The organism is Streptomyces sp. NPDC087906 (assembly GCF_055584925.1).
The window spans coordinates 187,381-200,203 of sequence record NZ_JBVJLC010000009.1; the positions used below are offsets into that span (position 1 = coordinate 187,381).

12 protein-coding genes are annotated in these 12,823 nt (G+C 72.4%); 3 read left to right on the forward strand and 9 right to left on the reverse strand.

The window, feature by feature from the left end:
• Positions 1-144: 144 nt before the first annotated feature.
• The 5 genes from ACZ63I_RS25345 to ACZ63I_RS25365 all read right to left on the reverse strand — a co-directional run bounded on the left by ACZ63I_RS25345 (position 145) and on the right by ACZ63I_RS25365 (position 5,997).
• Positions 145-798, reverse strand: a complete 654-nt coding sequence (locus ACZ63I_RS25345; RefSeq protein ID WP_041990477.1) for a LuxR C-terminal-related transcriptional regulator — start codon at positions 796-798, stop codon at positions 145-147.
• Positions 783-2,045, reverse strand: coding sequence for a sensor histidine kinase (locus tag ACZ63I_RS25350; RefSeq protein WP_469341288.1), 1,263 nt, complete (start codon positions 2,043-2,045; stop codon positions 783-785). Before ACZ63I_RS25350 ends, ACZ63I_RS25345 begins: the two co-directional genes overlap by 16 nt.
• Positions 2,046-2,202: 157 nt before the next feature.
• On the reverse strand, positions 2,203-2,790 hold the full coding sequence (locus ACZ63I_RS25355; RefSeq protein WP_469341289.1) for a winged helix-turn-helix domain-containing protein: 588 nt from the start codon (positions 2,788-2,790) through the stop codon (positions 2,203-2,205).
• Positions 2,791-3,211: 421 nt separating this feature from the next.
• Positions 3,212-4,411, reverse strand: coding sequence for an ARPP-2 domain-containing protein (locus ACZ63I_RS25360; RefSeq protein WP_469341290.1), 1,200 nt, complete (start codon positions 4,409-4,411; stop codon positions 3,212-3,214).
• Positions 4,408-5,997, reverse strand: coding sequence for a hypothetical protein (locus ACZ63I_RS25365; RefSeq protein WP_469341291.1), 1,590 nt, complete (start codon positions 5,995-5,997; stop codon positions 4,408-4,410). Before ACZ63I_RS25365 ends, ACZ63I_RS25360 begins: the two co-directional genes overlap by 4 nt.
• Before the next feature lie 205 nt (positions 5,998-6,202).
• Between ACZ63I_RS25365 and ACZ63I_RS25370 the strand changes: the two genes are divergently transcribed.
• A complete protein-coding gene (locus tag ACZ63I_RS25370; protein ID WP_469341292.1) occupies positions 6,203-7,114 on the forward strand; it encodes a Gfo/Idh/MocA family protein in 912 nt (303 codons plus the stop codon).
• Here the strand turns inward: ACZ63I_RS25370 and ACZ63I_RS25375 are convergent.
• Positions 7,111-8,379 carry a sialidase family protein gene (locus tag ACZ63I_RS25375; RefSeq protein WP_469341293.1) on the reverse strand — a complete coding sequence of 423 codons (1,269 nt, stop codon included), beginning with the start codon at positions 8,377-8,379 and terminating at the stop codon, positions 7,111-7,113. The two genes, ACZ63I_RS25370 and ACZ63I_RS25375, sit on opposite strands and share 4 nt — an antisense overlap.
• 225 nt (positions 8,380-8,604) lie before the next feature.
• Here ACZ63I_RS25375 and ACZ63I_RS25380 point away from each other — a divergent pair, with 225 nt between their 5' ends.
• Positions 8,605-8,880 carry a hypothetical protein gene (locus ACZ63I_RS25380; RefSeq protein ID WP_469341294.1) on the forward strand — a complete coding sequence of 92 codons (276 nt, stop codon included), beginning with the start codon at positions 8,605-8,607 and terminating at the stop codon, positions 8,878-8,880.
• A gap of 68 nt (positions 8,881-8,948) precedes the next feature.
• Here the strand turns inward: ACZ63I_RS25380 and ACZ63I_RS25385 are convergent, their stop codons facing one another.
• Both ACZ63I_RS25385 and ACZ63I_RS25390 read right to left on the reverse strand, forming a co-directional pair.
• On the reverse strand, positions 8,949-9,479 hold the full coding sequence (locus ACZ63I_RS25385) for a GNAT family N-acetyltransferase (protein ID WP_469341295.1): 531 nt from the start codon (positions 9,477-9,479) through the stop codon (positions 8,949-8,951).
• The gene (locus ACZ63I_RS25390) at positions 9,467-11,158 is read right to left on the reverse strand and encodes an SMI1/KNR4 family protein (protein WP_469341296.1); all 1,692 of its coding nucleotides are present in this window, start codon (positions 11,156-11,158) and stop codon (positions 9,467-9,469) included. The genes ACZ63I_RS25385 and ACZ63I_RS25390 overlap by 13 nt, the downstream gene beginning before the upstream one ends.
• Positions 11,159-11,342: 184 nt before the next feature.
• Here ACZ63I_RS25390 and ACZ63I_RS25395 point away from each other — a divergent pair, with 184 nt between their 5' ends.
• Positions 11,343-11,792 carry a GNAT family N-acetyltransferase gene (locus ACZ63I_RS25395; protein WP_469341297.1) on the forward strand — a complete coding sequence of 150 codons (450 nt, stop codon included), beginning with the start codon at positions 11,343-11,345 and terminating at the stop codon, positions 11,790-11,792.
• Positions 11,793-11,795: 3 nt separating this feature from the next.
• Here ACZ63I_RS25395 and ACZ63I_RS25400 read toward each other — a convergent pair whose 3' ends face one another.
• Positions 11,796-12,752: an alpha/beta fold hydrolase gene (locus tag ACZ63I_RS25400; RefSeq protein WP_469341298.1), complete on the reverse strand. Its 957-nt coding sequence runs from the start codon at positions 12,750-12,752 to the stop codon at positions 11,796-11,798.
• Positions 12,753-12,823 lie beyond the last annotated feature (71 nt).

The following is a 12,823-nucleotide window of genomic DNA, read 5'->3' on the forward strand; positions in this document are numbered from 1 at the left end:
GAACTCCTCAAGCTTCGTTGCCGGTTACAGGGAAATCTGCGGCAGGGGGAGAAGCGCTCCGTTCCATACGGACCGTATTCGCGGCCTGTTCAGACGCTCAGTGAATTCATAGAAATCTCCGACACCAAACCGGGCGGATACCGCTCATTCCTGACCGTGGTCGAGATAGGCGATCACGGCGAGGACCCGCCGGTTGTCGTCGTCCGACACGGGCAGCCCGAGCTTTCCGAAGATGTTCGACGTGTGTTTCGCCACCGCCCGCTCCGTGACGACGAGTTGGGCGGCGATGGCGGCGTTCGACCGGCCCTGCGCCATCAGTTCCATCACCTCGCGCTCACGCGGGGTGAGCCGGCCGATGGGCTTGTCCTGGGCCCGCCGCGACAGCAGTTGCTGGATCACCTGCGGGTCCATCGCCGTGCCGCCCCCGGCCACCCGGCGCACCGCGTCGATGAACTGGTCGGCGTCGAAGACCCGGTCCTTGAGCAGATAGCCGATCCCGCCTGTCCCGTCGGCCAACAGCTCCCGGGCGTAGAGCTGTTCGACATGCTGGGACAGGACGAGCACCGGCAGACCCGGCCGCGCGCGGCGGGCGGCGAGCGCGCACTGCAGCCCCTCGTCCGTGTGGGACGGCGGAAGCCGGACGTCGACGACGGCGACGTCCGGCTCCAACTCGGCGAACGCTCTGGTCAGTTCTGGTCCCGTCTCGACGGCGGCCAGGATCTCGAAGTCGTACGCTTCGAGCATCCGGACCAGACCGTCGCGCAGCAGGAAGAGATCTTCGGCTAGGACAACTCGCAAGGGATCTCCATGGTCACCATGGTGGGGCCGCCGGACGGGCTGCTGACGGCCAGGATGCCGTCGAATGTACCGAGCCTGCGCTCAAGTCCGCTCAGCCCCGTCCCGCCGTCGGTCCGCGCGCCGCCCTTCCCGTCGTCGGTGACCGCGACGCGCAGCATGCCGCCGCCGTACGAGACGTCGACCCAGACCCGGCTCGCGTCGGCGTGCTTGACCGCGTTGGTGAGCGTCTCGGAGACCGCGAAGTACGCCGCCGACTCGACCGGCGCGTCCGCCCGGCCCGGCAGGTCCACGGCCACCTCGGTCGGCACCGGCAGCCGCAGCGCGAGGGCCCGCACCGCGTCCCCGAGGCCGCGCTCGGCGAGTACCGGCGGGTGGATGCCGCGCACCAGGTCGCGCAGCTCCGTGAGGGCCTCCGCCGACGACTGGCGGGCCTTGCCGATGAGTTCCTTGGCCTTGGCCGGGTTCTTCTCGATCAGCGCCTCGATCGTGCCGAGGTCCATGCCCACCGCGACCAGCCTGGCCTGCGCGCCGTCGTGCAGATCCCGCTCGATTCGGCGCAGCTCGGCGGCCGAGGTGTCCAGGGCGTCGTGCCGGGACTCGGTGAGCCGGGCGATCCGCAGCGCCTGCTCCTGCTCGTGGTCGGGGGCGATCATCGAACGGGTCAGGGTGAAGTGCCCCTTGAGCAGGGCGGCGCAGTAGCGCTCTCCCGCGACCAGGAAACCCGCGCCCAGTACGGCGGCCAGGACGCCGGTGAGCTGGCTGTCGACCGGGATGAAGGCGAACCAGTAGGGGTCGTGCCGGAACGCCCGCCACAGCCCGAGCGCCAGCACGAACCCCATGGCTCCGTAGAGGAACAGGGACGCGCTCAGGATCAGGACGGCGAAGCCGGCCGTCATGTCGACGAGCAGCCACCGCAGATCACGCCAGGTCGCCCTGTCGTTGATCATCAGCGTGGTGCGCTCGACGCGTCCGGTGATCCCGCTCCTGACGTCCTTCGGGAACGGCCGGTACGGCGAGTCGATCCGGACGTCCGACCACGCGGCGGCGAGCTGCCGCCGCTGGCCGGCGTAGTTCCTGACCGCCGTCAGGACGACGGGAGTCGTGAAGAAGCCGACTCCGGCCAGGACGAGCGAGATCGAGACCACCGACAGGACGAAGAGCACGATCGAAGCGGTCAGGGCGTAGATCCCGAGGCCCAGCGATCGGGCGGCCGCGATCAGCGCCTGTCGGGTCTTGGTCCCGTTCATCACGGTCACTCCCTCTCACGGCCGGTCCGGCCTCCGTCGGCCCGACCTCCGGGCTTCGGGTACCAGCCTGACCGGGCCGTGCGCGGCACGGCAGCCGCTTCCGCCCCCGTCCTCGGGTGGTGCTAGCACCACCGTCGGGCAGGGACAGGCCGGGGTCTCAGGGAGCGTATTTGTAGCCGACCCGGCGCACGGTCTGGATGGTGTGGCGGTGCTCGGCGCCCAGCTTGCGGCGCAGCCGCGCCACATGCACGTCCACCGTCCGCCCGTCGCCCACGTGCCCGTACCCCCACACCGTGGTGACGAGCTGGTCCCGGGTGTGCACCCGGTGCGGATGCGCGACCAGATGGGCGAGGAGTTCGAACTCCAGGTAGGTCAGGTCGAGTTGCTTGCCGTCGACCAGGGCGGTCCGCTCGGCGCCGTCGATCTGTACGGGACCGGCGGCGGCCCCGGCCTGGCCCTGCTGCTGGGGCGCGACGGCCCGCACGGCGCCGCGCGGGTCGAGATCGGCCGGTACGAGTACCAGGTAGCCGATCATCGGCGGCTGTCCCGGCAGGGTGGGCAGCGTGTGCGGCGGCGCGGGCAGCCAGGTCGCCCCCGGCGGCAGGAAGTCCACCACCTGGGCGGTGGGCCCCTCCTGGTCGATGTCGGACTGCTCGACGGCGCGCAGTCTCGCGGGTTGCGGGTGCAGCGGGGTAGGTGCGTTGCTCGCGGCGGTGGCCACGGAGAAAGAACGGGAGTTCGCCATGAGGGGTCAGCTCTTTCGCGCGAAGGAGTCGCCTGGGAGGCGGGACGGACGTGGGTGACACGGACGTACGTCGTGCGCGGCGGCCGAAGACCTGGGGAGGCTTTAGAGGGCCGACGCGTTCCTTGCGCGGCAACACACCCGGTCGAAGTCGTGATGCTGCCGGGACGGCCAGAACGGCTCCAGGTCGGTGCGACCCGTCGCGGTGTGCTGGAAGCTGGCCATGCCCCCATTGAAGCAGATTCCGGGGCGCCGGACAGCGGGACCGATGCCAGGAGTACGCAAAGGAGACGGCCGCCACAGCGCCGGCCGTCCCCCGCGTACCCGTATCGGAGCCGCCGGGCGGGGATCCGGCCCTGATCCGGCCCTGCCGTCCTGCGCGTCCCTGTCCGTCCTGCTCGGACAGAGAGGGACGAGGGTGGAGTCACCCGCCCAGCTCGGGCCGTCCCTTCAGGAAACGCCCGAAACCGGCCGCACGGATCCGCCGCACCAGCTCCGCCGCATCCGTGCCGAGCGCGGCTGCCGTCGACTCCAGACGCCAGTCGTGCGCGGCCAGACTGCTCAGCAGATGGCCGCGCCTGATCTGGGCGCCGGAGAGCCGGAACGTCTTCAGATACGCCGTACGCCCCGCACCGTCCACGATCAGCTCGCCGATGTGCTGCTCCGCCTCGTCGCGGGCGAACGGCGGGAGGAATCTGCGCAGCTCGAAGCCGCCCATCCGGTACACCCGCTCGAACGAGTACGACGTGGTCAGCAGCGCACGCGCCAGCACCGCGTCGTGGTTTTCCGACCACTCCCGCTCCTGCGCGCCGGCCGCCGCCCGCAGATCCGCGAGCGTCGCCAGCTCCCGGGTGTCCCGGATCCGCGCGGTGAACTCCGCCACCGGGCCGCCGAAGAACGCGTACTGGTACAGCAGTTCGCCGTACATGTCCTGCACCAGCGTCGGGTGCAGGGCGCGGTAGTCGGCCGGGTGCGGTACGACGAAGGCGGCGGCGAGCGCGTCGGCCGCGTAGACCATGACACCGCACTGACCGGGGTGGATCTCGAAGATCCGCAGCGCGTCGGCGAGCCCGCGCACGTCGAGCCCGAGGAAGGTGTCCTCCTCGCGCGGTGTGAGCCCCTGCCGTACCGCCTGCTGGGACCATTCGTCCCAGGCGATGGACGGGCCGCCGAAATGCAGCGAGAGATAGCCCTCCAGGGCGAGATGCAGCGGCAGGAAGCGGGCGCGGGCGGTCGGCTTGCGGTGCTTCACCATGCGGTGGTGGCGGCGCACCGGGACGGTGTGCGGCCGGCCGGCGCCGAGCTGCGTGCCGTACGCGGCGCCCTCGCCGCGCGCCTGCTCGTCGTTCTCCGCACCCGACCAGTCGGCGACGAAGCCGTGCGGGATGTACGAGACGTACGCGGTGCGCCGGTCCAGTTCGACGACACCGAAGCTGTCGTAGACCTCGCGGTGCAGCCGCAGGCCCGCGACCGGCTCGTCCCGGACGAGCGGCACCAGCCGGATGCCGCCCCACACCTGCGCGGGCCGGGCGGTGAGCCCGGTCAGATCGAGCGGGGCCGGTTCGAGGCGGGCGGAATCGAGCGGGGCTGCCGGTTCGAGGCGGGCCCCTTCGGGGCGGGTCATCGTGGCTCCTCGGGGGTCGCGCCGGGAACGGCGTCCGGGACGTCGCCGGGAAACGCGCAGCACCGGTCGTCGGCCACGAACAGCCGTACCCGCAGGTCCAGATAGGTCCGCAGCTCGGCCAGTCCCGTACGGCCCTCGGCGAACCGGGCGATCTGCACCAGCGCCTGGAGATCCTCCGCGTCCCTGATGCCGGCGGTCGGCACGGACGGCGCCAGCCGCCGTACGTCGAAGACATCCGCGTTGTACACCGGGTTGAGATGCACGACGCTCGTCCGGCGCTCCGGGTCGAGCCGGGTCCGCCACACCCGCAGCACCTCGGCGGCCAGCCCGGGAGGCGCGTTGTCCCAGCCGTCCGAGACGATCACCAGCCGGTCCGGCGTACGCTCCAGCGCGTCGACGATCCGCATCCCGAGCGGGGTGGGGCCGAGCGGACGCGCCAGCAGCGGATCGGTGGCACCCGACGTCCACAACGGGGTGTAGCCACCGGGCTCCGCCAGCTCGGCCAGCAGGAAGTGGCAGGCCAGCGCGACCGCGAGCGGACGGCGCCGCTTCTCGCCCGAGCCCGCCGAGGAGTAACTGTCGTCCAGCACGGCGGCCACCCGCCCCCAGGTGTTCCGGTACGGCCCCGCCGTGCGCCGGGCGGCGGCGCGCAGCGCCCCGGTCAGCTCCTCGCGGCGCGCGGCCCGCTCGGCGGGGGCGAACGACAGCGCGTACAGGGCGAGTCGGGTCAGCGGCATGACCGACAGGTCGGCCCGCCGGACGGATCCGTCCTCGGCGCCGCGCTGCGTCCGCAGCCGCTCGAAGCGGGTCATCCGGGGCGCGGCCCGCTCCAGCAGGGCGGCGCGGTCCACCCCGTGCTTGGCCGCGAAGCCCTCGGCGACCGTGAACGGCAGTTCGTACAGGGCGCCTTGCTCGAAGTGCGCGCGGCGGTACGCGTCGAGCAGCGCGTGGTCGTAGCGCTTGCGGCGGGCGGGGGCGAACAGGAAGTCCCCGACCTCGGCGTGCCCTTGGTCCGCCAGCGGCAGATGGAAGTGGCGCGCGGCCGTCTTCAGGCCGTGCCGGTACTTCACCGCGTCATGGCCCAGATCGGGCCGGGCCGCCAGCCAGTCCCGCAGGATGGCGCGGGTACGGCGGTTGGTGACCCCGGCGGCGCGCAGCCGGCCGAACAGCCGGTAGACGCGCTGCGGCGGCAGGACGGCGAGCCGCGCGGCGATCAGTTGACCCTCGGCCCGCTTCTCCGCAGGGTCCGCGTCGCGCGCGGTGCGCAGCAACTGCTCGATGATCAGCGCCGCGTTGTGGTCGTTGATGTCGAGCGCGAGGGCGGCGGCGTACACCGGGCGGTAGTTGACGCGCACGTACTCGTGCAGGAAGGCCAGTGAGAGGCGTTGGGTGCGCGCGGTGGAGCGGAACTCCCGCTGCCCGGTCGCCGTCACGGCGGCGTTGACGAAGAGCAGCACGTCCTCGGCCGCGACCAGATCGGCGAAGGTCTCCGTGGTTCCGGTGGTCTCCGTGCTTGCTGTTGTTGCCGTGTTTTCTGTGGTCCCCGTGGTTTCCGCGGTCGTGGTGTGTTCCGTGCTCCCCGTCATGGCGTCCCCCCGGTGCAGGCGTCGGAGAGCCGGCCGGGGCATGGGGGCGTGAGCAGCGAAATGATTGCTGTAAAGGCAAGTCCCGGAAGTCACACCGAAGGCCCGCGGCCGGCGCCGTGAACTCTACGCGGGTAGGGCCGCCGACCTCGCGTGCTTTTACCTCCCGGCCTCTCACACTTTCCACGGAACCGGCACACTGAGCGGTATGAGCAAGCCACGCATCGGACTCCTCGGCACCGGCCCCTGGGCGCAGCGCACCCACGCCCCCGCCCTCGCCGACCATCCCGGCCTCGACCTGAGCGGCGTCTGGGGCCGCCGTCCCGAGGCCGCGGCGGCGCTGGCCGCCAACCATGACGTACCGGCGCATTCCGGCGACAGCGGCCTCGACGCGCTGTTCGAGACGAGCGACGCCGTCGCCTTCGCGCTGCCGCCCGACATCCAGGCCCCGCTCGCCGCGCGTGCGGCGGCGGCCGGCTGCCACCTGATCATGGACAAGCCGGTCGCCACCACCGTGGCGGGCGCCCGCGAGGTGGCGGACGCCGCCGAGGCCGCCGGTGTGCAGTCGGTCGTCTTCTGCACGGCCCGCTTCGCCCCCGGCACGGCGCGCTGGATCGACGAACAGGCCGCGAAGGGCGACTGGTTCACCGCTCACGCGCACTGGCTCGGCGCGCTGTACGGCCCCGGCGCCGACAGCCCGTACGCCGACTCGCCCTGGCGGCGCGAGAAGGGCGGCCTGTGGGACGTCGGCCCGCACGCGCTGTCCGTCCTCATCCCGCTGCTCGGCGATGTGACGGACGTGACGGCCGTACGCACCGAGCCCGACCTGACCCATCTGGTGCTGCGGCACACCTCGGGCGCCGCCAGCTCGGCGGCGCTGAGCCTGAGCGCCCCGCAGGCGGGCGCCAGCACGGGCATCGAGATCAGCGGCCTGCACGGCACGGCGTCACTGCCGAAGGAGTGGGGCGACCCGGTCACCTCGTTCGAGGCGGCGATCGACGCGCTGCTGGAGGCCGTGCGCACGGGACGGCCGCACGACTGCGACGTACGGTTCGGGCTGCGGCTGACGGAGATCCTGGTCCAGGCGGAGGAGAGCGCGGGGTCGGGAGCCAAGCCTTAAGGCGTGTCCGCGAGGTCTCGTCCGGCCCAGGGCATCGGCGCCCGCGGGGGCCGGGGCGGGGCAAGCGGGACCGGCAGCGGGGCGAAGGCGATGGTGTCGCTGTACGTGCGCGCCCCCGTCTCGTACAGCAGCCCCGTCCGCGCGGTCCCGCCGGTCCTGCCACCCGCCCGGAAGCGCACCAGGTCCGAGTAGCCGGCCGGGGCGTCGGACACCGTCCACAGCGGACGCCACGACGCCCCGCCGTCACGGCTCGCCCACACCCGCATCCGGCGGCGGCCCGCGGGGTCGGCGGGGCCCGAGTACAGCAGGGGCCCCGTCCCCGCCGGGCCGCTCCGCAGCACACTGGCCTGCACCACGGGCCCGGTGAGCTGCGGCTGCGGCCGGAACGCCGACGACAGGGTCAGCCCGCCGTCACCGCTGTAGGCCGCGGCGCGGTTGCTGCCCGAAGTGGCGTCATGGGCGCGGGCGTTGACGTAGATCCGGCCGCCTGGCAGCTCCGCCAGGGTGGTCTCGCTGAGCGCCAGCGCCTCGTCCGCCGCACCGCTGCGATAGCCGATCCGCCAGCTCAGCCCGCCGTCGTCGCTGTACAGGGCGTGTGCGCCGCCCTTCCCCGTGACGGCCGAGCTGTTGTTCGCGGGCGCCAGCAGCCGGCCGCGCCGGGGGCCGTGGCGCAGTGCCACGCCGTGGCCGGGGCCCGTCGCGTACCAGCGCCAGTCGGCGGGCTTGACCGTGTCGGTGATGTCCCGCTGCGGCGTCCAGCTCGCACCGCCGTCCGCGCTGCGCTGGAGGAAGACCCGCCGGACGTACGCGGGGACGGCGCCTGACCGCACCTGCCGCTCGGTCGCGCCGCCGAGCGTACGGCAGGACAGCAGCACCACGTCCCCGCTGCGCGGGTCGACCACCGGCACGGGATTGCCGACGGTGTCGGCCCCGGCGTCGGCGACCACCTGGAGCGGCTGCCAGGTGCAGCCGCCGTCGAAGGAGCGGCGCAGCACCAGATCGATGTTCCCGTCGTCCGCCGCCGAGTCGCGCCTGCCCTCGGCGAAGGCCAGCAGCGCACCCCCGGGTACCTGGAGCGCGGCCGGGATACGGAACGTGTGGTAGCCGGCGGTCCCCGACCGGTAAGGGACGGACGGCGGGCAGGGCGCGGGCGCGGCGCCTGCGGCCGGGGTGGTGCCCGCAGCCGGGGTGGCGCCTGCGGCCGGGGTGGTGCCCGCAGCCGGAGTGGCACTCAGGCTCGGAGTGAGGGCCGTGGCAACGCACAAGGCCAGCGGAAACAAGGCGCGTCGACAGATTCTCATATCGAAAGGGAAGATAGCCGGACAAAACGATCACCGGGTGAACGCCACGCGCGAAGCCCGCCCCCGGGGTCACAGCCGTACCGTGCGTCCCCTGCCAAACACCCTCTGGCCAGGGGTGATTGTCAGTGGGGGGCGGTAAAATGGAGGGAGTTCGTGAGGGTTCCAACCACCGTGCCGGGAGGTCGCCGAATGGCTGTTGCCACGATCACGACAACCACCACCAAAACCTTCGAAATCCTGCCGCCCCTCAAGCGCAAGCCACTGCCCGCCGGGCAGCCCCGTGAGTGGTATGTGACCCACAACCGACGGCTCAAGGCCATGCGTCTGGCCATCGCCCTGCTCGACACGGGTGTCTACCACCCGGCCAATGCCGACAACCGACGGATACGCGCGACAGCGGACCGGGTCGGGATCCACCGTCCGTCCGACACGACCTGCCGGATGGTCCGCGCCCTGATCCGCTGACCGCGCCGATCCCTGACCTGACCGATCGACCCGACCCGCCCCGATCCGCTGGTGTCGCTCCGCTCCGTTCAGCGGCGCCAGCGGATCTCGCCGTCGTGCCATTCACCGGTGGGCGCAAGACCGGCCGCCGCCGCGACCGCCGCGGACGCGGTGTGGTCCGGGTGGATGTGCGCGACGCACCTGCGCACGCCCTGACTGCCGAGGCGGTCCACCAGCGCCCTGACGGCCTCGGTCGCGATGCCCCGGCCCTGCCAGGGCGTCCCCACCACCCAGGCGATCTCGGCGACGGGACCCGCCCCGCCGCCCGGCTCCGGTTCCTGCTCCGGCTCCGTAACCGTGGCCTGGACCGTCCCCACCAGCCGTCCGCCGTCCGCCTCGATCACCCAGTTGCACCAAGACACCCGAGGGTCGGGGGAGCCGGCCGTCTGGCGCTCGTACCGCGCGCGCAGCTCGGCCTCGGTCGCCGGCGTCCCGCCGATGAAGGCGTGCAGCGCCGGATCGGACAGCACGACGGCCATCTCCTCGGCATGCCCGACACGGAGCGGCAGCAGGGTCAGCCGCTCCGTGCCGATCGGGCCGGTGTGGATCACTTGGTCCATTCCAAGGTGGCGTACGACTCGCCAGGACCCGGCGGCCTGATCCAGTCCCGCGACTCGACGGCATGCAGCCGCCCATGCTGGATCGCGAACGACGGCAACGAGAGCCCGAACTCGTCCGCTATCGCGGCCAGCGCCTCGAACTCGTCGTCCACGTCCAGCTCGGGGACGCCCGCACCCGGCAGCAGCACCTCGGGATCGAGGCTGTCGGGCAGCGGCCCCCACTGCTCGGTCTTCCCGCCGTGCACGGTGAATCCGTGCACGCCCCTGCCGTCCTCCGCGTACGCGAAGTGGAACGTGCCCGGCGTGCTCCCCGACGCGTTGCCGCCCCTGACCCACACCACGACCGACCGGGTGCCCGCCGACGCCTCGTCCGCCGGGCCCTCGACCCGCCCCGGCTGGTACGGACCGGTCATCGTCTCGAAGGCGAAGCTCCAGCCGCCTCCGCCCGCTCCCACCCGGGCGACCCCCTTATTGTCACCCTCGGACCGGATCCGCCGGACGTCCCTCTCGTCGCACGGCGGCAGCAGCGGCCCGCTGCCTATTCGGGTCGCCAGCTCCTGCGGCGAGACGCCGTGCACACACACGAAGCGGTAGGCGCGGCCGTACTGCTCGGAGCCCGCGAGCCAGTCGAGCCCGTCCTCCGCCGAGGAGGCGGCCGTGTGGGGGGCGGTCGCTTCCGTTCGGTCGGTGGCGCCGTGTCCGGCGCGCGGCGTCTCCAGGATGTACCTGCCCCGCTCCGGGGTGATCACAGGCCCGAGGACCGGGTCAGCGAGCAGCCGGACGGGGGCGATCTCGCCGGCGCCGCCCGGCTCCCAGTCCGGCACGGCGGCGGCCACCGTCTGCCACGCGGCCTCCGTCTCGCCCCAGCGCGCCTGCTCACGGGCGGCGGTCACGGCCCGTCCGAAGGCCCCCGGCGCCTGGTACTCCTGGCCGCTCACGCGCTGTTCGGCGAGCATCGACCGCACCTGCCTCTCCAGCTCGGCCGCCGCGCCCCTGCCGTGCGCCGCCGCGTCGGACAGCAGCTCCAACTGCTCGTCGACATCCGCCCCCGCCAGACACGCGAGCCGCGCCTCCTCCACGGCCGCGTCCAGCTCGCGCGCCGTCTCGTTGACCGCGGCGCCGCCGTTCTCGATGCGCCGGTGGAAGTCGCGGAACAGATGCTGCATGACGTCCATGAACGACTCGTAGCGGTCAGGGAACTCCCCTGACCAGCCGCAATAGAGATATACGGCCCACTCCCCGTCGGCGTTCACATCGCCGGGGTCGAGCAGGACGTCGATCATGTCCGAGTCCACGGACAACTGGAGGGCGCGGTCCCACATGCCCGCCATCAGCACCTCCTCCTCCGACGGATGCGCGCCGAGCCGCGCCTCGTACTCCTCCCGCGTTTCGGTACGGCCGAGCCAGTGGACACCCTCCGCCGTGCCCAGCAGGTGGACCGAGGTGCCGGCCGGCCGCCAGCCGTCGGTGGTCGCGAGGAACGACCGGTACGTCGGCGGCAGCCGCGTACCGAGCCGCTCTTCGAGCGCGGCGATGCGCTCCTCGCTCACGGGCTCGAACCCCAGCCAGCGGGTCCGCAGGGTCTCCTCGTCCGCACAGTCCCGCCCGAGAGCACCGGGGGAGTCGGCCCAGTCCGCGCTCCACCGCTCAAGGAAGGGACGCCAGTTGTAGATCTTCATGGACTCATGGTGCCAGGACCCACTGACAATGAGCAGACCGTTGTGCACCTCTCCGCCACCCCTCACCGCGAGACCCCGCGAGACCCCGCGAGGCTCCGGAGGTGACCCCCGCGATGCTCCGGAGGCGCCCCCCCCGAGGTGCCCCCCGCAGGCCGGGCCCCCTGTCAGATGTCAGCATGGACGTATGGAGCTGATCATCAGACGGGCCACCGCGCGGGACGCCAAGCGGCTCAGCCGGATCGTGCAGCGCTCCAGGGCGTACGAAGGCCCCTACGCGGCGATGACCGACGGTTTCCGGGTGGGCCCCGACTACATCGAGACCCACCGGGTCTTCGCCGCCGTGGCCGGAGAGGGACGGCTGCTCGGCTTCTACTCGCTCGTGCTCAGCCCGCCCGAACTCGACCTGATGTTCGTCGCCGACGACGTCCAGGGGCAGGGCATCGGCCGCCGTCTCGTCGCGCACATGAAGGGCGAGGCGCGCGCGGCCGGACTCGACCGGGTGCGGGTCGTCGCGCACCCGCCGGCCGAGGGTTTCTACCGCAGTGTGGGGGCGGTACGCACCGGCACACTGGCCGCGAACCCGCCTGCCGTGCAGTGGGACCGCCCCGACATGGTCATCCAGGTCACCACGTGACCCTCAACCCTTGAGCCCGGTAAGCCAGTTGACCAGCAGCTCGGTCAGCTCGTCCGGCCGCTCCTGCTGCACCCAGTGCCCGCAGTCCGGCAGGATGTGCGAGCCGGTCAGGCCGGGGAGTGTCGTCGGATACGCCGCGATGGCGTCGGACATCCAGCGGGTCGACGCGTCGAGCGCGCCTCCGACGAACAGGGACGGCTGGGTGATCGGCGCGCCGTCCCAGGCCGCGAGATCCGCCCAGTCCCGGTCGGCGTTGCGGTAGCGGTTGAGTGCCCCCGTCAGTCCGGTACGTTCGAACTCGCCCGCGTAGTGGTCGAGTTCGTCTTCGGTGAGCCAGGAGGGCAGCGGCCCTCCGGTGAACCGGTCGGACATCTTCCCGCCGGGGGCGATGAAGTAGATCCTGTTGCCGTCGGCCGCCATCGTCTCGCCCGAGAGCCCGGAGTAGACCCCGGCCAGCCAGCCGCGTACATCGGGTTCGATCTCCGCCTCGGCCCGGCCCGGCTGCTGGAAGTAGCTGACGTAGAACTCGTCGTCCCCGCCGATCCGCGCGAAGGCCTCGGTCGGCCGGGGGCCGCCGCGAGGCGCGTAGGGCACGCTGAGCAGCCCCACCGCCGTGAAGACATCGGGCCTGAGCAGCGCCGAGTTGGCCGCGATGGGGGAGCCCCAGTCGTGGCCCACGATCGTCGCCGTCTCCTCGCCCAGGGCCCGTACGACACCGGCGTTGTCGGAGACATGCGCCAGCATCCGGTAGTCCTCGACCGCCGCGGGTTTCGACGACCGCCCGTAACCGCGTACGTCGATGGCGACAGCGCGATAGCCGGCCGCCGCGATGGCGGGGATCTGGTGGCGCCACGAATACCAGGACTCGGGAAAGCCGTGGACCAGCAGGACGAGCGGGCCTGTGCCCTCCTCGACCAGATGGATACGGCCGCCCGGGACGTCGACCGATCGGTGCTGCATATGTCCTCCTGCGCGACGGTGCGAACGGTGCGGACGGACGCTGCTGATGCCCGCGGGTCCCAGCCTTCGCT

Coding starts and splice junctions, on each gene's coding strand:
- ACZ63I_RS25350 (WP_469341288.1), bottom strand. CDS start 2,045: ATGAACGGGACCAAGACCCGACAGGCGCTGATCGCGGCCGCCCGATCG.
- ACZ63I_RS25355 (WP_469341289.1), bottom strand. CDS start 2,790: ATGGCGAACTCCCGTTCTTTCTCCGTGGCCACCGCCGCGAGCAACGCA.
- ACZ63I_RS25360 (WP_469341290.1), bottom strand. CDS start 4,411: ATGACCCGCCCCGAAGGGGCCCGCCTCGAACCGGCAGCCCCGCTCGAT.
- ACZ63I_RS25365 (WP_469341291.1), bottom strand. CDS start 5,997: ATGACGGGGAGCACGGAACACACCACGACCGCGGAAACCACGGGGACC.
- ACZ63I_RS25370 (WP_469341292.1), top strand. CDS start 6,203: ATGAGCAAGCCACGCATCGGACTCCTCGGCACCGGCCCCTGGGCGCAG.
- ACZ63I_RS25380 (WP_469341294.1), top strand. CDS start 8,605: ATGGCTGTTGCCACGATCACGACAACCACCACCAAAACCTTCGAAATC.
- ACZ63I_RS25385 (WP_469341295.1), bottom strand. CDS start 9,479: ATGGACCAAGTGATCCACACCGGCCCGATCGGCACGGAGCGGCTGACC.
- ACZ63I_RS25390 (WP_469341296.1), bottom strand. CDS start 11,158: ATGAAGATCTACAACTGGCGTCCCTTCCTTGAGCGGTGGAGCGCGGAC.
- ACZ63I_RS25395 (WP_469341297.1), top strand. CDS start 11,343: ATGGAGCTGATCATCAGACGGGCCACCGCGCGGGACGCCAAGCGGCTC.
- ACZ63I_RS25400 (WP_469341298.1), bottom strand. CDS start 12,752: ATGCAGCACCGATCGGTCGACGTCCCGGGCGGCCGTATCCATCTGGTC.